The 18,566-nt window shown below is 73.2% G+C and carries 20 protein-coding genes; 16 read left to right on the forward strand and 4 right to left on the reverse strand.

The annotated features are described in order from the left end of the window. Position 1: 1 nt before the first annotated feature. The 8 genes from GR130_RS15810 to GR130_RS15845 all read left to right on the forward strand — a co-directional run bounded on the left by GR130_RS15810 (position 2) and on the right by GR130_RS15845 (position 7,961). Complete coding sequence (locus tag GR130_RS15810; protein ID WP_159505332.1) at positions 2 to 1,129, forward strand: beta-ketoacyl-ACP synthase III; 1,128 nt, start codon at positions 2 to 4, stop codon at positions 1,127 to 1,129. Then, positions 1,102 to 1,356 carry an acyl carrier protein gene (locus GR130_RS15815; protein ID WP_159505333.1) on the forward strand — a complete coding sequence of 85 codons (255 nt, stop codon included), beginning with the start codon at positions 1,102 to 1,104 and terminating at the stop codon, positions 1,354 to 1,356. The genes GR130_RS15810 and GR130_RS15815 overlap by 28 nt, the downstream gene beginning before the upstream one ends. Continuing rightward, entirely contained in the window at positions 1,353 to 2,696 is a 1,344-nt protein-coding gene (locus GR130_RS15820; RefSeq protein WP_159505334.1) for a beta-ketoacyl-[acyl-carrier-protein] synthase family protein, read from the forward strand. The genes GR130_RS15815 and GR130_RS15820 overlap by 4 nt, the downstream gene beginning before the upstream one ends. Before the next feature lie 366 nt (positions 2,697 to 3,062). Further along, positions 3,063 to 4,316, forward strand: coding sequence for an SUKH-4 family immunity protein (locus tag GR130_RS15825; RefSeq protein ID WP_159505335.1), 1,254 nt, complete (start codon positions 3,063 to 3,065; stop codon positions 4,314 to 4,316). 138 nt (positions 4,317 to 4,454) lie between these two features. Then, on the forward strand, positions 4,455 to 5,165 hold the full coding sequence (locus tag GR130_RS15830; RefSeq protein WP_159505336.1) for an SDR family NAD(P)-dependent oxidoreductase: 711 nt from the start codon (positions 4,455 to 4,457) through the stop codon (positions 5,163 to 5,165). A gap of 430 nt (positions 5,166 to 5,595) precedes the next feature. Continuing rightward, entirely contained in the window at positions 5,596 to 6,441 is an 846-nt protein-coding gene (locus GR130_RS15835; protein ID WP_159505337.1) for an NAD(P)H-binding protein, read from the forward strand. A gap of 178 nt (positions 6,442 to 6,619) precedes the next feature. Then, a complete protein-coding gene (locus GR130_RS15840) occupies positions 6,620 to 7,240 on the forward strand; it encodes an L-threonylcarbamoyladenylate synthase (protein ID WP_159505338.1) in 621 nt (206 codons plus the stop codon). 151 nt (positions 7,241 to 7,391) lie between these two features. Further along, the gene (locus tag GR130_RS15845; RefSeq protein ID WP_236573045.1) at positions 7,392 to 7,961 is read left to right on the forward strand and encodes a hypothetical protein; all 570 of its coding nucleotides are present in this window, start codon (positions 7,392 to 7,394) and stop codon (positions 7,959 to 7,961) included. Between the two features lie 47 nt (positions 7,962 to 8,008). Here GR130_RS15845 and GR130_RS15850 read toward each other — a convergent pair whose 3' ends face one another. Continuing rightward, positions 8,009 to 8,332, reverse strand: a complete 324-nt coding sequence (locus GR130_RS15850) for a putative quinol monooxygenase (protein ID WP_159505339.1) — start codon at positions 8,330 to 8,332, stop codon at positions 8,009 to 8,011. 296 nt (positions 8,333 to 8,628) lie between these two features. Here GR130_RS15850 and GR130_RS15855 point away from each other — a divergent pair, with 296 nt between their 5' ends. Continuing rightward, positions 8,629 to 10,236, forward strand: a complete 1,608-nt coding sequence (locus GR130_RS15855; RefSeq protein WP_159510007.1) for a GAF domain-containing sensor histidine kinase — start codon at positions 8,629 to 8,631, stop codon at positions 10,234 to 10,236. An 18-nt stretch (positions 10,237 to 10,254) separates the two neighbouring features. Here the strand turns inward: GR130_RS15855 and GR130_RS15860 are convergent, their stop codons facing one another. Then, a complete protein-coding gene (locus GR130_RS15860; protein WP_159505340.1) occupies positions 10,255 to 10,962 on the reverse strand; it encodes a response regulator in 708 nt (235 codons plus the stop codon). A gap of 291 nt (positions 10,963 to 11,253) precedes the next feature. Here GR130_RS15860 and GR130_RS15865 point away from each other — a divergent pair, with 291 nt between their 5' ends. After that, positions 11,254 to 12,594 carry a globin domain-containing protein gene (locus tag GR130_RS15865; RefSeq protein WP_159505341.1) on the forward strand — a complete coding sequence of 447 codons (1,341 nt, stop codon included), beginning with the start codon at positions 11,254 to 11,256 and terminating at the stop codon, positions 12,592 to 12,594. Further along, positions 12,591 to 13,091 (forward strand): pyridoxamine 5'-phosphate oxidase family protein, encoded by a 501-nt coding sequence (locus GR130_RS15870; RefSeq protein ID WP_159505342.1) that lies wholly within the window; start codon positions 12,591 to 12,593, stop codon positions 13,089 to 13,091. Before GR130_RS15865 ends, GR130_RS15870 begins: the two co-directional genes overlap by 4 nt. Before the next feature lie 51 nt (positions 13,092 to 13,142). On the opposite strand, the gene GR130_RS15875 is transcribed toward GR130_RS15870, so the two are convergent. Further along, positions 13,143 to 13,562, reverse strand: a complete 420-nt coding sequence (locus GR130_RS15875; protein WP_159505343.1) for an SHOCT domain-containing protein — start codon at positions 13,560 to 13,562, stop codon at positions 13,143 to 13,145. A 79-nt stretch (positions 13,563 to 13,641) separates the two neighbouring features. Then, on the reverse strand, positions 13,642 to 14,991 hold the full coding sequence (locus GR130_RS15880; RefSeq protein ID WP_159505344.1) for a hypothetical protein: 1,350 nt from the start codon (positions 14,989 to 14,991) through the stop codon (positions 13,642 to 13,644). Positions 14,992 to 15,448: 457 nt separating this feature from the next. Between GR130_RS15880 and GR130_RS15885 the strand changes: the two genes are divergently transcribed. The 5 genes from GR130_RS15885 (at position 15,449) to GR130_RS15905 (ending at position 18,514) form a co-directional block, all read left to right on the forward strand. Beyond that, positions 15,449 to 15,922, forward strand: coding sequence for an Hsp20/alpha crystallin family protein (locus GR130_RS15885; protein ID WP_159505345.1), 474 nt, complete (start codon positions 15,449 to 15,451; stop codon positions 15,920 to 15,922). 129 nt (positions 15,923 to 16,051) lie between these two features. Next, positions 16,052 to 16,240 carry a hypothetical protein gene (locus GR130_RS15890; protein ID WP_159505346.1) on the forward strand — a complete coding sequence of 63 codons (189 nt, stop codon included), beginning with the start codon at positions 16,052 to 16,054 and terminating at the stop codon, positions 16,238 to 16,240. 97 nt (positions 16,241 to 16,337) lie between these two features. Continuing rightward, positions 16,338 to 16,820, forward strand: a complete 483-nt coding sequence (locus GR130_RS15895) for an Hsp20/alpha crystallin family protein (RefSeq protein ID WP_159505347.1) — start codon at positions 16,338 to 16,340, stop codon at positions 16,818 to 16,820. A 233-nt stretch (positions 16,821 to 17,053) separates the two neighbouring features. Beyond that, a complete protein-coding gene (locus tag GR130_RS15900) occupies positions 17,054 to 17,362 on the forward strand; it encodes an SHOCT domain-containing protein (RefSeq protein ID WP_159505348.1) in 309 nt (102 codons plus the stop codon). A 174-nt stretch (positions 17,363 to 17,536) separates the two neighbouring features. Continuing rightward, positions 17,537 to 18,514, forward strand: a complete 978-nt coding sequence (locus tag GR130_RS15905; RefSeq protein ID WP_159505349.1) for an ALF repeat-containing protein — start codon at positions 17,537 to 17,539, stop codon at positions 18,512 to 18,514. The last annotated feature ends 52 nt before the right edge of the window (positions 18,515 to 18,566 follow it).

Genomic DNA, 18,566 nt, shown 5'->3' on the forward strand with positions numbered 1-18,566 from the left:
CGTGACCGGACAGCGCACCGCCCCGCACCCCCGCCGCACCGCAGCCATCTGCGGCATCGGCTCCTCGCTGCCCCCGCGCGTGGTCTCCAACGAGGAGCTGACGCGCCAGGGGGCCCTGCAGACCTCCGACGCCTGGATCCGCTCCCGGACCGGCATCGTCAACCGCCGCCGCGCCGCCCCCGGAACCGCCACCGGCGACCTCGCCACCGGCGCGGGCCGCGCCGCCCTCGAATCCGCCGGCGGACCACCCCCCGACCTGCTCCTGCTCGCCACCACCACACCCGACCGGCACTGCCCGGCGACGGCACCGGAGGTCGCCCACCGCCTCGGCCTGTCCACCATCCCCGCCTTCGACCTGGCAGCCGTCTGCTCGGGCTTCGTCTACGGGGTGTCGCTCGCCACCGCGCTGCTGCTCAGCGGGGCCTGCGCCCGGCCGCTGGTCATCGCCGCCGAGACCTACTCCAGCATCATCGACCCCCTCGACCGCGACACCGCCTACATCTTCGGCGACGGCGCCGGCGCGGTCGTCCTGCGCGGCGCGGACGCCCGGCAGCCGGGCGCCGTCATCGCCACCGACCTCGGCTCCGACGGTTCCCGCTGCGACCTGATCGCCATCAACGGCGGCGGCTCCCGCATGCCCCTCGCCGCACAGCAACTCACCCGCCACGACCGCTACTTCCGGATGCGGGGCCGCGACGTCTACGCACAGGCCGTACGCCGCATGACCGAGTCCTCCCGCACCGCACTGCACCGCGCCGGCTGGACTCCCGGTACCGTCGCGGCCTTCATCGGCCACCAGGCCAACCAGCGGATCCTCGACTCGGTCGCCGACCGGCTCGACATCGCCCCCCGGCACCGCTTCGGCAACATCCGGGACGTCGCCAACACCGCCGCCGCCTCGATCCCCCTGGCCCTCGCCGACACCGCCGCACAAGGGCTCGTATCGCCCGGCGCCCGCACCCTCCTGACCGCCTTCGGCGGCGGCCTCACCTGGGGTTCGATCGCCCTGACCTGGCCGTCGGCCACTCCCCGGCACCACCCTCCGCACCCCCGCCCCACCTCCGAACAGTCCCCCGCCTCACCGCACCCGAGGAAGCAGCCATGGACGATGTCCTCCAGCACCTCATGACCGTGCTCACCGAGAAGTTCGACGTCCCCGCCGACGCCATCCGCGCCGACTCCACCCTCACCGACCTGGACCTCGACTCCCTCGCCGTCGTCGAGTTCGCCGTCACCCTCCAGGACCACTGGCACATCGACCTGGACGACGACGCCGCGGCCGAGGCCACCCTCGACGACCTCGCCGGGACCGTACGCGGCCTGCTGGGCGAACAGTCCGGAACCCCCGCGCCATGACGGCCGGCACGCCCCACCCGGCATCGGTGCTCCCGCCAACCCCCCTGGCGGTCACCGGGATCGGCCTCGTCACCCCGGCCGGGATCGGCACGGACGACACCTGGAAGGGTGTCTGCGCCGGCCGGCCGACCGCCGCGGCCGACCCCGAACTCGCCGGACTGCCGGTCACCATCTCCTGCCGCGTCCCCGGCTTCGACGCGCGTACGCAGGTGGGCGGCGTCCAGCCGTGGCGCCACGACCGCTTCACCCACTTCGCGTTGACCGCGGCCCGGGAGGCCGTCCGCGACGCGGGCCTCGATCCCGCGTCGCGGGACTGGCCCGCCGCCCGCGTGGCCCTCGTGCTGGGGTCGGCCGCGGGCGGCGTGGGCACCTACGAGCGGCAGCACCGCAAACTGCTCGCCGGCGGGCACCGCTCGGTCTCCCCCCTCACCCTGCCCGCCTTCCTCCCCAACATGGCCGCCGGCCAACTGGCCATCGACCTGGGAGTGCACGGCCCGGTCCTGCACACCGCCACCGCCTGCGCCTCGGGCGCCACCGCCCTGGCCACGGCCGCCATGCTCCTGGCGGCCGGCGCCTGCGACATCGCGATCGCGGGCGGCAGCGACGCCATGATCACCCCCCTGTGCGTGACCGCCTTCGGCCGCGCCGGAGCGCTCTCCCACCGCCTCGACGACCCCCCGACGGCCTCCCGCCCCTTCGACGCCACCCGCGACGGCTTCGTCCTGGCGGAGGGCGCGGGCGTACTGGTCCTGGAACGCGCCGCGGACGCGACGGCGCGCCGCGCACCCACCCGGGCCCTGCTCACCGGGCACGGCTCGGCCACCGACGCCCACCACCCGGTCGCCCCCCGCCCGGACGGCCGCGGCCTGCTGGCAGCCCTACGACAAGCCCTCGTTCATGCCGACGCGGCTCCGGCCGACGTCGCCCACATCAACGCCCACGGCACCGGCACCCCGCTCAACGACCGCACCGAGGCGACCGCCCTCCACGGCCTCTTCGGCGCCACCGGCCCGTCCGTCACCTCGGCCAAGGGCGTACTCGGCCACACCATGGGCGCGGCCGGAGCCATCGAAGCGGCCCTGACCGTCCTGACGGTGCAGCACCAACTCGCCCCGCCCACGGCCAACTTCCGCATCCCCGCAGCCGATACCGCCGTCCTCGACGTGGTCGCCCCCACGGCCCGCAGCCAGCGCATCGACCTCGCCCTGAGCGTCTCCTGCGGCTTCGGCGGCCACAACACCGCGCTCGCCTTCACCCCCGCCCCGCGCCCCCTGGGCGCTCCGCCCGCGGGCTCACCGCCGCCCACCCGCCGCGGCCCTCACCCGGCCCCGCCCCCCTGACACCGGCCGCACCCGCACCCGCCCTCACGGCCCCCGCCACCGCCTCCACCACCGCACCCTCACCGGTCGTCGGCACCCGGCAGTCATCTGCACCGCGGTCGGCCACGATCGGCCGGTACGCGGCGTCCTCACACGTCATCACCCGCGCGTACTGATCAGGATCGGTCATGCCCGATGTGTACCGCTCCCGGCGGCCCCCGAACGCCAGGGGCAGCCGCGATACCCGGGCGGCCTAGGCACTGCGGGCATCGCCTGACGGCGCCGCTCGCACCGCGGCCGGTGGTGTGTCAGTGGTCCCGCGTAGTGTCGTCGGTGAGGGGACGGACGAACGACACCTCACGACATCGGCGGGGAGGACGGCAGTTCATGAGCGGTTACGGGGGCGGCAGCGGGCAGGGGCCGGGCACGCCGGGAGGGGCCGGGTGGTGTCGTTGGGATGCGGCGACGTTGCCGCCGGGGCTGACGCATGAGCCGAGCCGGCGGTTCCTGGTGGCGCACGGGCTGCCCGAGGAGGCCGCCGGTCTCCGTTTCACGGCGGTGCGCGACAGGCGGCTGAAGCCGTTGCGGGGCGACGGGGCCACCGGCGAGACCGGCGCCGCGACCGCAGCCCCACGCTCGCTCCTCCTGCTCGGGGACGACTATGACGGGGAGGCGCAGCTCGCCCTCGACGGCGCGAGCGGCAGGGTGTATCTCGTGGCGGAGCAGTACGACGGGTGGCACAGCGATCTCCTGGCGTCCGGCCTGCCCGAACTGGCCGGGCTGACACGGGAGATCGAGGCGGTCTCGGCCCCGCCGGGCGACCCCGATCCGTACGGAGGGCGCCGCGGTCCGGCGGTCATCGCCGAGGTGCGCGAGCGCACCGAGGAACGGATGCGGCGGATCGACCCCGAGCTGTTCGTCGGGCCGATCCCGCCCGCCCACTGGCCGACGGCGCTGCTGATCCGCACCCTGCACTGGGGCGCGAAGCCGGGAGCCGCCGGTGAACTGGCCTACGCCCTCGGCCCCGAACTCGTCGCGGAGATCGGTGACGACGGCCGGGTCCGCCGCTTCACTCCGGACGAGCTGCCGCCCCAGCTCACCCACGAGCCGACCCGCCGTCTGCTCACCGAGATCGGACTGCCCTGCGACACCGACCTCTTCACCCCGCATGACGGGCCGCTGCGCACGATGGCCGAGGCCCATCCCGACGTCTACGGCGACCCGGTCGACGACACTCTCCGCACCGACGGCGACGCTCCGCCGCGCCGCGACTACCAGCAGAGCTTCCTCGCCCTGGGCTGGTGGCCGCACGACCTCGCGATAGCCCTGGACGGCGCGACCGGCCGCGTCGAACTCCCGGACTGGTACGACGACGGCGACCCCGCGGCGTATCTCCACCGGGACGTGTCGGCCCTGCTGTACGCCTGCTGGATCTACGGGCGGTTGCACGCGGAGTGGGCCCGATGGGATCTGGGGGCCGGCGGACAGCCCGGCGGATGGGCGGTGTTCACCCCGGCGTCCCTGCTGGTGAACGTGGTCGACGACATGGTCCGGGACGTCGATCCGGAGGCGTTCGCCACCTCCCGGCACTCGTGGCGGCAACTGGCGGAGGACGACTACACCGGCGGGCTCCTCTGCTAGGCCCTGTCCGATGGTCCAGGCCCGGAGAGGCCGTGGACAGCGCGTGACAACCGGAAACCATACCCGGCTGTCGGTTATGCCTCCGGGTGGCTGATACTCACCCACAGCACCTCTACCGAGAGCAAGGAGCGCATACCCATGTCCCGAGTAGTTCTGGTGACCGGCGGGTCCCGCGGCATCGGCCTGGCCATCGCCGAGCACCAGCTGTCCCTGGGCAACAAGGTCGCCATCACCCATCTGACCACCGAAGCGCCGAAGGTCCCCGGTCTCCTGCCGATCCGGTGCGACGTGACCCGGACCGATGAGGTCGATCGCGCGTTCACGAGGGTCGAGCGGGAGCTGGGTGAGGTGGATGTCCTGGTCGCCAACGCCGGCGTCATCGCCAACAACTTCCTTGAGGAGATGACCGATGAGCAGTGGGACCGGGTCATCGACGTCAACCTGACCGGCACGATGAAGGTCGCCCGGCGCGCCTGCCGGAGCATGAAGGAGCGGCGGGCCGGCCGCATCATCGTGATGTCGTCCGCCCTGGCCCTGGCGGGCGGCGCCACCCAGACCAACTACGCGGCGTCCAAGGCGGGCCAGTTGGGCTTCGCCAGGGGGCTGGCCGAGGAGGTCGCCGAGTACGGCGTCACCGTGAACGTCATCTGCCCGGGACCCACCGACACGCCCATGTACCGTTCCCTGCCGGAGGAGTTCCAGCGGCAGCTCGTCGCCCGGACCCGCACCAAGCGCCTGATCCAGACCGCCGAGGTCGCCGCGGTCGTGAACTTCCTCACCTCGCCCGATGCCAAGTCCATAACCGGTCACATCATGGAGGTGGACGGCGGAGGGTCCTGGGGGCACTGAGGCCAGGGCCTGCGGCTTGTGCCGCTTCCCCCTCCACACGGTCGGCCGTCACCCCACCGGCGGACCCGGAGAACCCCTGCGCGCCGCCGCCCGATGCGCGCGCGAACGCCCGGACACCGGCCCCACGACGCGCAGCCGGCCTGGACCACTGCATCCGGCATGCGATGCCGGGCTGGTGACCGTCCGTCACGAGATGCCGCGCCGCCGACCCTGAGGCTGCCGGTCCGAACCCGTCCGACCCCGTCCGGCGGACCGCCGGCACCCCGCCCGCGCGGTCGGACCGCTTCCCCTCTGCTCAGTCACTTTCTCCTGGGTACCTACTGCCCCGGCGGTGTTAGCGTCCGTGCGTCGCGGCGGTGCGGGTCCCGCCCCACCGCCTGCGACCTGACCCGATCGGCATCGATTACCAGGCATTACAGGGGAGTTAGTCGTGATCGTAGTGACCGGAGCGACCGGCAATGTGGGGCGTTCGCTGGTGCAGGCACTCGCCGTGGCGGGGGAGAAGGTGACGGCGGTGTCCCGCGGGGTCTCCGGCGCGGCCGTGCCCGACGGCGTCCGGCACCGGCGGGCGGATCTGACCGACCCGGAGAGCCTGCGGCCCGTCCTCGACGGTGCCGATGCGTTCTTTCTCCACGACGGCGGCGGCAGCGCCCGGCCGTTCAGCCCGCGGGACCTCCTCGATGTCGTACGGGCCTGCGGAGTGGGGCGCGTCGTGCTGCTGTCCTCCCAGGGCGTCGTCACCCGGCCGGAGTCCGCCTCCCACGGGGACATCGGCGGCTCCAGGGAGGACGCCGTCCGGCGGTCGGGCGCGGAATGGACGATCCTTCGGCCCGGTGGCTTCGACTCGAACGCCTACGCCTGGGCCGAGTCGGTCCGTGCCCGGCGTACCGTGGCCGCCCCGTTCGGCGATGTCGGCCTGCCCACTGTCGACCCGGCCGACATCGCCGAGGTCGCCGCCGTGGCGCTGCGCGACGACGGGCACGCCGGACGCGCCTACGAGTTGACCGGACCGGAACTCGTCACGCCGCGGCAGCAGGCCGCATCGCTCGGCGAGGCGCTCGGTGAACCGGTGCGCTTCGTCGAGCAGACGCGGGACGAGGCGCGGGCGCAGATGCTGCGGTTCCTGCCCGGACCGGTGGCCGAGACCACCCTCGACATCCTCGGCAGGCCCACCTCTGCCGAACAGCGGATCAGCCCTGACATCGAGCGGGTCCTCGGCCGCGCTCCCCGCACCTTCGCCGACTGGGCCCGTCGCCACATCGCCGCCTTCCGGTAGGACCGGCCACGGGCAGTGGAGAGCGGACAGTGGGGAGCGGACCAAGGGAAGCGCGGGGGAGGGGCGCCGGAGGGCGAAGGCGCGGCGGCCGGCCGTCCGCCGGCCTGTCCCGGCTGGACGGATGAGCGGCGGCCCGGCGCCCACCGTCCGGGGCCTGCCGATCACCTAGACTCGGCGGATGGCGAAGTACTTCGACGTCCACCCCGAGAACCCGCAGCGGCGCACCATCAGCACGGTGGCCGAGAGCATCCGCTCCGGCGCCCTCGTCGCGTATCCGACGGACTCCTGTTTCGCTCTGGGATGCCAGCTGGGCAGCCGCGACGGCATCGACCGGATCCGGTCGGTCCGGAACCTGGACGACCGGCACCACTTCACTCTCGTCTGCCAGAACTTCGCGCAGCTGGGCCAGTTCGTGCACATCGACAACGATGTGTTCCGCGCGATCAAGGCGGCGACGCCCGGTCGCTACACCTTCATTCTGCCCGCCACGAAGGAAGTGCCGCGCCAGCTGCTGCACGCGAAGAAGAAGACGGTCGGCGTCCGGATCCCGGACCATGCCGTCGTCCAGGCGCTGCTCGCCGAACTCGGTGAGCCGTTGCTCTCCAGCACCCTCCTCCTCCCGGACGAGGAGGAGCCGCTGACGCAGGGCTGGGAGATCAAGGAGCGGCTCGACCATGTGATCGACGCGGTGCTCGACTCCGGCGACTGCGGCACCGAGCCGACCACGGTCATCGACTTCTCGGGCGGCGAGGCCGAGATCGTACGCCGCGGGGCGGGGGACACCGCGCGGTTCGAGTAGCGTGCGGACGGTTGCGCCACACGGCGCGGAGGCGGGACGAGAACGGGATGGCAGTGCGGTGGGGAGCGGGCGGAGCATGGCGGTTCGGGGGTGCGCACGACAGCGGCGACGGGGGCTTCGGCAGGCTCAACCGGTAGAGCGGGGAGGGGTTTTGGGGGAGGGGCGGGTCGTCGGCGGCGTCCGCCCGTCCACCGCGGCCTTCCTGCTGGCCCTGCACCTCGGTGCCGCCGGTCTCCTCGTCATGGCGCAGCCGGCCGCCGCGAGCGCGCGCGTCCCGGCTCCGGTGACGTCGCCGGCCGCGAGCGTGCGGATCACCGAGGGGCGGGTGGGCGAGGTCGGCCCCGGAGGCAGCATCGTCTACCCCGCGGTGACCAGCTGTCTGACGGTGACCGTCCGCCTCCAGGACGGTGCGAAGGTCGGTGCGCACGCCAGCCTGTTCCAGGTGCCGGGGGAGTACCGGTCGGACCGGATCCTGGCCGCCGTCCGGCAGCGGATCGGGTCGCGAGCGGTGCGCGCCGTGGAGGTACGGGGCGCCGTCGGGGCGTGGGACCCCGGCTACTTCACCAGGGCGATCGAGAGTTACCCGGAGGGTGAGCAGGTGCCCGTACCGGCCGAGCCCGATCCCGGGGGTCTGGCGAGGGCGGTGGCGGAGGGGCTCGGGGAGCCGCCGGCGAAGGTGACGGTCCAGGACGTGCCCGACGGGGACCAGACGGTCGTATGAGGGAACGGGCCCCGAAGGGGCCCGTTCGCCGTCGGTCGACGCGGCGGTCAGTCGATCACCAGCTCGCCCATCGCGCTCCAGCCGGTCGCGCCCTCGATGGTGGTGCTCACGATCTCGGGCGTACGGCGCAGCAGCGGACGCATCCGCTCCAGGCCCGCGCGGAAGTGGTCGGAGTTCACATGCGCCTCGGCCGCATCGTCCTTGAACGCCTCGACCAGCACATAGGTGTTGGGGTCCTCGATGCTGCGGGACCACTCGAACCACAGGTTGCCCGGTTCGTCACGGGTGGCCTGGGTGAAAGCGCCGACCTTTGCCGGCCACTCCTCGGCGTATTCGGGCTTCACGGGAAACTTCACAACGATAAAGATCATCCGGGTACTGTAAACGATTTGCCGTTTCTCGTGCATTTCGCCCCTGAGGTGCGGAGGGCCATGCCCTTGCAGGTGACGAGGCGCTGCTCGGGTTCCGTCGCGGTCGACCGGCCGGCGCCACTGCGGGGCGGCCGCCGGGGGTGGCCGGTCCGCGCCGTCGCCCGGCGGGGCGGCCGTCATGATCACGTACGCTGCGCAGGTCGGTCACCGGGTACCTGGGGAGCAGTACGGTCATGTCCGCATCGCCGCAGCACGCGCCGGCCGCGCGAGGGCCGCACCTTCGCGAGCCGGACCGGATGCACAGCCTGCTCGACGCGGTGATGAGCCTGGGGCGGGGGCTCGAACTTCCGCAGGTGCTCCGCGGGATCGTGGAGGCGGCGGTCACCCTCGCCGACGCGGAGTACGGGGCGCTCGGCGTCGTCGACGACGGGCAGCTGTCGCGGTTCCTGCCCGTGGGCATGTCGGACGAACTCATCGGGCAGATCGGCCGGACACCGTGCGGCCGGGGCATCCTCGGCGAGCTGATCCGCCACCCCGTACCGCTGCGGCTCGACGATCTGACCACGCACCCGCGCAGTTACGGCTTTCCGGACCGCCATCCGCCGATGCGCACCTTCCTGGGGGTGCCGGTCCGGGTCCGTGACGAGGTGTTCGGCAACCTCTACCTCACCGAGAAGCGGGGCGGCGGCTCGTTCGACGCGGACGACGAGGCGGTGCTGACCACCCTCTCGATCGCGGCGGGGGTGGCGATCGACAACGCCCGTATGTACCACGAGAGTCGGCGCCGGGAGCGGTGGCTGGAGGCGCTCGGCGAGATCACCCGCAGCTTGCTCTCCGGCACCGGGGCGGACGAGGTGCTGCACCTGATCGCCGAGCGGGCCCTGGAGTTCGCCGGTGCCGACTCCGCTGCCGTGCTGCTGCCGGTGGAGTCGTCCGCGGACGATCTGGCGGTCGCGGTGGCCCGGGGCGCCGGCGCGAGCCGGATCGCCGGGCTGCGGGTGCCGGCCGACGGCTCGCTGCCCGGTATGGCCGCGCGCACTGGCCGGCCCGTGGTCACCGCCGATCTGCGCACCGACCCGCGCGCCCACCCGCTCGGCCCGGACACGGAGACCGAGGAGGAGTACGGGCCCGCCATCGCCGTCCCGTTACAGGTCGACACCGGGTGCGGGGCGCTGCGGCTGAGCCGGCTGGCGGGCCGGCCCGCGTTCGACGACACCGAGGTCCGGCTGCTGTCGGGCTTCGCGGACCAGGCCGTGATCGCCCTCGAACTCGCCCGCAGGCGCGCCGAGTCGGAGGAGCTGGCGGTACTCCACGACCGCGACCGGATAGCCCGGGACCTGCACGATCTGGCCATTCAGCGGCTGTTCGCCACCGGTATCACGCTGCAGAGCGCGACCCGGCTGATCGAGCGGCCCGAGGCGGCCGAACGGGTCGGCCGGGCGGTCAACGACCTGGACACCACGATCAAGATCATCCGGTCCACCATCTTCGGACTGCGCACCACCGGAGAGGGCAGGGCGGGCCGGAGCCTGCGCCGGGATCTCACCGATACCGTGCAACGAGCCGCCCAACCGCTCGGCTTCGCCCCCGCGTTGCGGATCGACGGACCGGTGGACAGCGCCGTCCCGGACGAGCTGGCGCAGCATGTCGTGGCGGTCGCCGCGGAAGCCCTCAGCAACGCCGCCCGGCACGCCCGCGCCCGGCGCCTCGACGTGGCGCTGACCGCGGCGGACGAGGTGACGCTGACGGTGACGGACGACGGGGTGGGGGTGGGGCCCGCACCGCATACCGGCGGTCTGGCCAACATGCGGGCCCGCGCCGAGATGCACGGCGGCCGGCTGGCGGTGGAGTCGCCCGCCGGCGGCGGCACCCGGATCGTGTGGTGCGTACCGCTGCCCACCTGACCGGCCGGGACCGGGTGGTCAGTCGCGGGTTTCCCGGAGGCGTTCGGCGACCATCGCGGCCTGCACCCGGCGGCCCACCCCCAGTTTGGACAGGATGGACGAGACCCGGTTCTTGACGGTCTTCTCGGCGAGGAACAGCCGGTCGGCGATCTGACGGTTAGTCAGTCCTTCGGCGATCAGGTCCAGTACCTCGCGTTCGCGTGCCGAGAGCCGGTCGAGTTCGGACGGCGGCGCCTCGGGCGCCCGGCTCGGGCCGCGCAGCCGCGCCATCGCCCGTGTCGCGGTGCGCGGATCCAGTGTCGAGCCGCCCGCCGCGAGGGTGCGTACCGCCTGCACCAGCGCCGAGCCGTCGATCTGCTTGAGGACATACCCGGCCGCCCCCGCCATGATGGCGTCGAACAGCGCCTCGTCGTCGTCGAAGGACGTCAGCATCAGGCAGGCCAGTTCCGGCATCCGGGCCCGTAACTCCCGGCAGACCTCGATGCCTTCGTGGTCGCTGTCGGGCCCACCGGTGCCGCCGAGCCGTACGTCGAGGACCGCCACCTGCGGCCGGACGGCCGGCACCCGGGCGAGGGCCTGCCGGCCGTCGCCCGCCTCGCCCACGACCTCGATGTCCCCCTCCGCTTCGAGGAGGTCCCGTACGCCGCGGCGCACCACTTCGTGATCGTCGAGGATGAAGACGCGCAGCGGCGTGCTCGGGGCGGGGGGTGCGGGGGGCTGGTTCATCGCTGCTCGCTCTTCGGTTCCTTGGCTGGGCTTCTGCGACGCCGGGGCATTTGGGCCGGGCCCCTGACGGAACATCAGTATCGCCGAGGTCGATGCCACGCCCGGAGCGGGCCGGGCCCCGCGACGAGGCTCCTACCGGGCGGGGGCCGGCGAAAGGGCCGAACGGCCCTGGGGAGCAGGGCCCTTCGGGCACAACGGTGCATTGCCATACTGACCACCCCGTTCCTCGGAGGGGCCGCACCGCTGCGGTAGCGCACCGGGCGCCCGCCGTCCTGTCAGGAGGTCCGCTCCATGCAATCGTTCCCGGCCACCGTCGGCGACGAGTACCACGCCCTGCTCGCCCGGCACGACGCGATGCGGCTGCGGCGGCGGATCCTCGCACCCGGGCGGGTCCCGCGGCCCCGGTCGGCCGCGGCCTCCTACGACGGCGCCGCCGATCAGCGCCTGATCACGCAGTATCTGGACCTGGTGACGCCCTTCGGGGACCTCATAGGCCACCTCTACGAGGAGATGTTCGCCCGCTGGCCCTACCTGCGGTCGCTGTTCCCGGCGTCGATGGACTTCCAGCGCGCGCACCTGGCGCGGGCCTTCTGGTACCTGATCGAGAATCTGCACCGGCCGGACGAGGTGGCCGCCTACTTCCGCCAACTCGGCCACGACCACCGCAAGCTCGGGGTGCGGCCGGTGCACTACGAGGCGTTCGAGGCCGCGCTGTGCGCGGCGCTGCGGCGCACCGCAGGACCGCGCTGGGCCGAGGCCGTGGAGCAGGCATGGGTGCGGATGCTGCGCTTCGCCGTCGCGTCGATGGTCGAGGGGGCCGATGCCGCCCTCGCCGAACCGCCGTGCTGGCAGGGCACGGTGACGGAACATCAGTTACGTCGCCCGGACCTCGCCGTGGTCCGGGTGCGGATGCACGAGCCCTACCCGTACCGGGCCGGGCAGTACGCGGCGGTCGAGTCGCCGCTGATGCCCCAGGCGTGGCGGCAGTACTCCCTCGCCTGCGCGCCGCGGCCCGATCACGAGGTGGAGTTCCACGTCCGGCAGACCGCCCGCGGTGGGGTGAGCGAGGCCCTGGTGTCCGGCACCCGGGTCGGTGACCTGCTCCGGCTGGGCCCCGCGCACGGCACGATGACGCTTGACGACGCGGACTTCTCGGGCGACCTGCTGATGGTGGCCGGCGGTACGGGATGGGCCCCCGTCAAGGCGCTCCTGGAGGAGCGGGCCGGCCGCCGCGCGGGCGCCGGCGGCCCCGGGCAACCCGCCGGCCGGGTACACCTCTTCGTCGGCGCCCGCAGCCGGGCCGAGTTGTACGACGCCGGGTTGCTCTCCCGGCTGCCGGTGCGGCACCGGTGGCTGCGGGTGGTCCGGGTCCTCGACGAGGACCGGGTACCGAGCGCGTACGGGCCACTGGCCGAGGCGGTGGCCCGCGGTGGCCCGTGGACCGGCCACCGCGCCTTCGTCAGCGGTCCGGCCGCCATGGTGGGGGCCACGGTGGCGCGGCTGACCGCGGCCGGTGTGCCGGCCGGGCGGATCCGCCACGACCCGGTGCCCGAGGTCTTCGCCCCGGCGGACGACCGTACGGCGGCGCTCTCGGTGACACCGGCCGGCGGCGCGACCAGGAGCACACGATGACGGACCCGGCCGACCGGCACACCACCGAGGACCGGCGAGCGGCCTGGGCGGACGCCGAGGCGTCGCGCCGCAGCACCGAACTGGACCGCGAGGAGGCGCTGCGGCTGCTGGGCAGCGTGTCGCTGGGCAGGATCGTCTTCACCCAGGACGCGCTCCCGGCCATCCGCCCGGTGAACCACCTCCTGCACCACGGCGAGGTCGTCATCCGCACCCATGAGGGCGCGGCTTTGGCGACGGCGCTGACCGGGCGGCCGGACGGCGGGGGCATCGTCGTCGCCTATGAGGCCGACGCCATCGACCCCGCCACGCACTGCGGTTGGAGCGTCGTGGTCACCGGCTACTGCCATCTCGTGACGGACCCCGACGACCTGGCGCACTATCAGGCACTGCTCCACCCCTGGACGGACCACCGGATGGAATACGCACTGCGCATCCGCCCGGACCTGGTCACCGGCCTGCGGCTCTCCCGGAGAGCGGGGACCGGGGGAGCCGTATGACCATGCGGCGTCCGGGCGGGGCGGTTCGTCCGCGTCGGGTGCGGTCGGCGGTCAGTGCAGGATCTTCTCCTTGGCGCGGCTGAACTCCTCGTCGGAGATGTCGCCCCGGGCACGGATGTCGGACAGCTTGGCGAGCTGGTCCACTTCGCTGACGCCGGTGGCCCCGCCGCCCGCCGTCTCGCGGATGTACCGCTCGAACTCGTCGCGCTGTTCCTGCACCTGCTGCCGCTCGCGTCTGCCCATGCCGTGGCCCCGGGCGCAGACGTAGATGAAGACGCCGAGGAAGGGCAGCACCAGCACGAGGAGCAGCCACCCGGTCTTGGCCCAGCCGCTCATGGTGTCGTCGCGGAAGATGTCGGCGATGATGCGGAAGAGCAGGATGACCCACATCACCCACAGGAAGACCCACATCGCTGTCCAGAAGGCCCCGAGGACCGGGTAGTCGTAGGCCAGATTCACGTAACCGACCATTGTTCCTCTCCTGTTCGTACCGTGAGTGTGGTGACGGGGCGGGTGTGCTGCCGCCCTCTCCCGCGCGGCGCCGGGCGCCTCATCGGGCACCGCCTGACGGGGGTGGTGCGGCGGCGGGCGGGGCGCGTGTTCCGGCGGCGGCGAGGATGCCGAGGAGGATCAGGACGAGCACGACCAGGCCCAGGACCAGTGCCACCACCCCCGGGGTGGGGAAGTTCCACAGGAACAGGGCCAGCGCACCGGCGGCGATGACCACGCCCGTGGTCCAGCGGCGGCGGGCGGCCAGCCGGCGGCCGAACGCTCCGGTGTCCAACCCGGCGCGGGCCAGGGCGCGGCCGGCGGCGCCGGTGCCGCGGGCGCTCGCCGCGCGCAGGAGCCGGGCGCCGCGCCCCGGGCCGTAGAGGTAGCCGGCCAGCGCCGTGATCACCGCGATGACGAGAACGGTGCGGGTGCTCAGGCGCAGGAAGCGCACCAGGGTGTCGTAGATCGCGGCGGCGGCGTTCCGCGGGAGCGTGGTGGGCGGTACGGAGTCCAGGTAGACCTGGCGCGCCACGGCGAGGCCGATGAGCAGCGCGACCATCATGACGCCGACGCCGATCGCCGCCGTCATCAGGGCGACGCGGTGAGCGGGCGCGGCCCAGACCGCGAGGGCGGCGAGGCCGACCGCCGTGACGGGCAGCCAGTTGCCGACGATGTCCAGCAGCCGCATGGCGCTCTGCGCCTTGTTGAGCTTGTCGACCTGGAGCAGCGGGATCGTCTTGTCGACGTCGGGGATCTTCGCCGCCGCCCGGTAGCCGTGGTCGACCAGCCGCTGTTTGACGTGGTCCACGACGGTGCCGATGTTCAGGACGATGGTGTCGCCCTTGGCCTGCACGGCGCGGTTGCCCTCGCCGGTGAGGACGTTCACGACGTTCTCGTGGGCGACGCGGTTGGCACTTCGCCACACGTCTCGGAACTCGCCGCTCTTCACCACCTTGGCCACGACGGTGCGGACGGCGCCGGTCAGGGCGTTCTTGAGCGGCTCGGCCAGCGCCTGGGAGTGGTCGACCACCAGGGGCGGGGCGCCGGCGCGGTCGAGGGCCCTGGCGAGCGAGGCGGTGAGGGCGGGTACGTCGACGGCGTCGACCACCCTGTTGGTGAGGCGGTCGGTCAGCGCGTTCTGCACGGCCGGGTCGGAGGCGAGCGGCGCGACCGTCTGAACGTATCGGCCGGTGTCCGTCACCTCGTTGTTCACCCACGCCGCCACCACCGCCAGCGGTGCGAGCAGGAAGGCCAGGATCAGGAGTACCGAGGCGCTCGCGTAGCGCAACCTCCGGTGGTGCAGTGCCGCGGCGCCGCGCAGCCGGTCGTACTCCTCGCGTTCGGCGGCGTTCAGGGGGCGGTCGTCGCGCGGGGCGCCGTGGTCACCGGGGCCGGCGGACGCAGCCATCCTTCCTCCCTCGTACGAGGACCGGGCCTAGGCGCCGGACTCCCGCCCAGGGGTACGCCGCCCCAGACCCCTCCGTTCCAGCGTGGCAGGGGCGGCCCACGGCCGCCACGCGGGAGCCGGGCCCGCCGGCCGGCACTACGACGGGTCACCCGCTGCCACGGCAGGTGACCCGGTACCACCGCAAGTGACCTGCCTGCCGCGGTGCGTGATCCGGCCCAGGCCCATCGCCGTGCCGCGGTCCCGTACCGCCGCGCGACGCGGCCCCGGACCCCGAGCGCGATCTGACGCCCTGTCAGGCCACTTGGTGTCCCGCCCCGGGGTCGGCGCCGGTCCGAGTCGCCGGGTGTGCCGGGGATGGCCAGCATGGAAGAAGCAGCACGGCCAGAGAAAGAAGCGACAAGGAGGGAGCGGCAGGCGGCAACGCCGTTCTGCGGCCCGTCCGAGGAGGTGCAGCGCGATGAATCTGCCCATACGACACCGGCCGGGGAGCCTGCTGGAGCACGGGCTCCGCTGGCCCGAGCCGGTGGCGGCCGAGTTCGAGGAACTGTTTGACCGGATGAGCCGGTTCCTCCAGTCGGCCTCCCTCACATCGCCCCTGACCGAGCCGGTCGCCTGGGCCCCGCCGGCCGACCTGCACGAGACCGACGAGGCGTACCTGGTCGAATGCGAACTGCCCGGCATACGGCGCGAGGGCGTCGACGTCACGGTCGGCGAGCACGAGGTCTCCATCTCGGGAGAGCTGAAGGAGTGCGGACGGGAAGGCGTACCGCGGCACCGTGGCCGCCCCACCGGCAAGTTCGAGTACCGGGCGCTGCTGCCGGTGGACGTGAAATCCGAAGACGTCACCGCCTCGCTCACCGACGGCGTCCTCACCGTCACGATCCCGAAGGCGCAGCCCGCCAAGCCGCGGCACATCAGGATTCAGGACTGAACCACCCGGCGGCGGACGGCGGGTGCGCCCCGGATCCCGCCGTGCCGCGTCCGCCCGTTGACCCGGCTCCCGTACACCCACCGGATACGGGAGCGCGAGCCGGCCAGGGGCACGAGGGGACGGAACCCGATGGGACGCAAGAAGACGGCGCGACGCAGGAAGCCGGCGCGGCGGTACCACCCACGGACGCCGGCCGTGCGGGAGAAGTACGCGGACCCGGCCGAGGGGGACGACGGCTGCCCGGGGGCGCGGCTGCCCCTGCACCACGGTGCCAAGCGGCCCGTCCACACCATCCGGGTACGCCGGCTCTTCGGCTGACGCGGTGTTGGCCGACGGGAGTTCGAAGTCGCCGGGAGGGGCCGGGGCGCGCAGCATGGAACCGTACCCATGCAGTCGTTTCGCGGAGGTGACCGCGATGAACATGCCCGTGCGACGCCGGACCGGCAGCCTGCTGGAAAGAGCTCTGCCCTCCCTGCAGTGGCGCGAGCCGATAGCCGCGGAGTTCGACGACCTGTACGAGCGGATGAGCCATCTGCTGGAGACCGCGGGCGGTGTCCCCGCGCTGGGCGAACGGACCCACTGGGCGCCGCTCGCGGACCTGCACGAGACCGATGACGCCTATGTCGTCGAGGCGGAACTGCCCGGGGTGGAGCGGGACGGCATCGACGTCGAGATCACCAACCGGGAACTGCGCATCAGCGGCGAGTACAAGGAGTGCGGGCGCGAGGGCGTGCTGCGCCGGAGCACTCGCCGCACCGGCCGGTTCGAGTACCGCTCGACGCTCCCGGTCGACGTGAAGGCCGACGACGTCAAGGCGAACCTCAACGACGGGGTGCTGACGGTGACCATCCCCAAGGCCCGGGCCGCGACACCGCGGCACATCGACATCACGACATGACACCGGACGGTGCCCGTCGTACCGGGGCGGGCGCCTGACGGCGCCCGCCGCGGTCGCGGAGGACCGTCCGCGTGCCTGCCATCGTCGATCCGCCGGAGCGGCGGCAACAGGTCCGGGCGGGGCGGACACCTAGGGCCGACCGGACCTCCCCGCGGCCCCGACGGTGAACGAGAATCGCGGTGCGGGCACCCGTGAGGGGTGCCCTGCCTTCCTGAGCTGGGAAGTGACGTTCGATGTACTGGTACCACCACGGCGGAGGCGGCTGGGGCTGGATCGCCGCCACCATCGGCATGATCCTGTTCTGGGCGCTGGTCGTCACGGTCGGCATCCTGGTCTTCCGCGCCCTCGCCCGCCCCGGCAAGTACGGCGGCGAGCAGACCGGCTGGCGCGCCGGCTGGCACACCGGCCCGCCGCCGCCCGCCGGTCCCACGGCGGAGCAGATCCTCGCCGAGCGCTACGCACGGGGTGAGATCGAGGACGAGGAGTACCAGCGGCGCCTGGCCATACTGCGCTCGTCGCGGCAGGGCCCGGCACCCCCCTGACCGCGTACGGGCCCGACCCGTGCGCATCGGGCATCCGGTACGCGTGGCGGACGAACTCCTCAGGCCCGTCCCGCGGTTCCGGCGCGGCGACCACCGCCGGTTCAGACCACTTCACGCATCCTTTACCCTGTCATGGATAGTTTTTGACGTTTCTTGGATGAGTGGGTGTTCTGTGTGAAGTTGGCCCGTATTCCGGCGGTTGTCGCCGCCGCTGCGATAGCGCCGGCCGTTCTGTTCTCCTCGCCGGCCGTCGCCGCCGACAGCGGGTCGTCGCCCGCCACCTCCGTCCCGGACAAGCCGGCGGGCGAACCGGAGGCGAAGCCGGGGGAGACGGCACCGGGGAAGACGACGCCGGGCGGTGACGCGAAGACCGCCGAGCAGGACCGGATGGCCATCCTCCGGATGCTGGCCGACAAGGGCATCGGCAGAGGGCTGGAACGAGAGGCGACGCGAGCGCTCGACGGTGGCCCGGAGGCCATGCGTCACTTCCTGGAGGTCGGCCAGTACGCCGCACGCGACGAGGACAACCGCTTTGCCATCCTGAAGATCCTCGGGGACCAGAACACCGGCCCGGGAGTGCGAGAAGCGGCGGAACGGGCGATGGACGGCACCCCTGAGGACCGTGTGCGCTTCCTGGAATCAGGACGGCGCGCGGCCCAGGAAGACGACGATCGGGTACGCACCTCGCAGATCCTGAGCGTCGGCGGCCCCGCGGTGAAGGCGGCCGCCAACAAGGCGCTGGACGGCACGGCCGAGGACGTCCGGCACTTCCTGGAGGTCGGCCAGTACGAGGCACGTGCCAAGGACGAGGCCGACGCCGAACGGGAGGCGGCCAAGAACAAGCCCACCCCGAAGCCCGACACCGGGTCCGCGGGGCACGGCGAGAATGGCAAGGACGGCGAGAACGGCGAGAACGTTGAGGGCGGTAAGGGGGGTGGCGGTGAGACGGGCGCCGGGAAGGCTGCCGTCGCAGAGCCCGCGGTCGCCTCGTCGCGGAGCACCGCCACCGCACCCACGGCCGCCGAAGGCCAACTCGCCGCCACCGGCGTCGGATCCGCCACCTCGTGGGCGGTCGGCGGCGCGGCCGTCGCCCTCACCGCCGGTGCCGGACTGATCGTCGCGGCCCGCCGCCGTGCGGCGGACGAGCGCTGACGCGACAACCACTCGCCCCCCGCTGAGGGATGCCGGGCGCGGGCTGCCGCCG

The organism is Streptomyces sp. GS7 (genome assembly GCF_009834125.1).
Classification (GTDB): Bacteria; Actinomycetota; Actinomycetes; order Streptomycetales; family Streptomycetaceae; genus Streptomyces.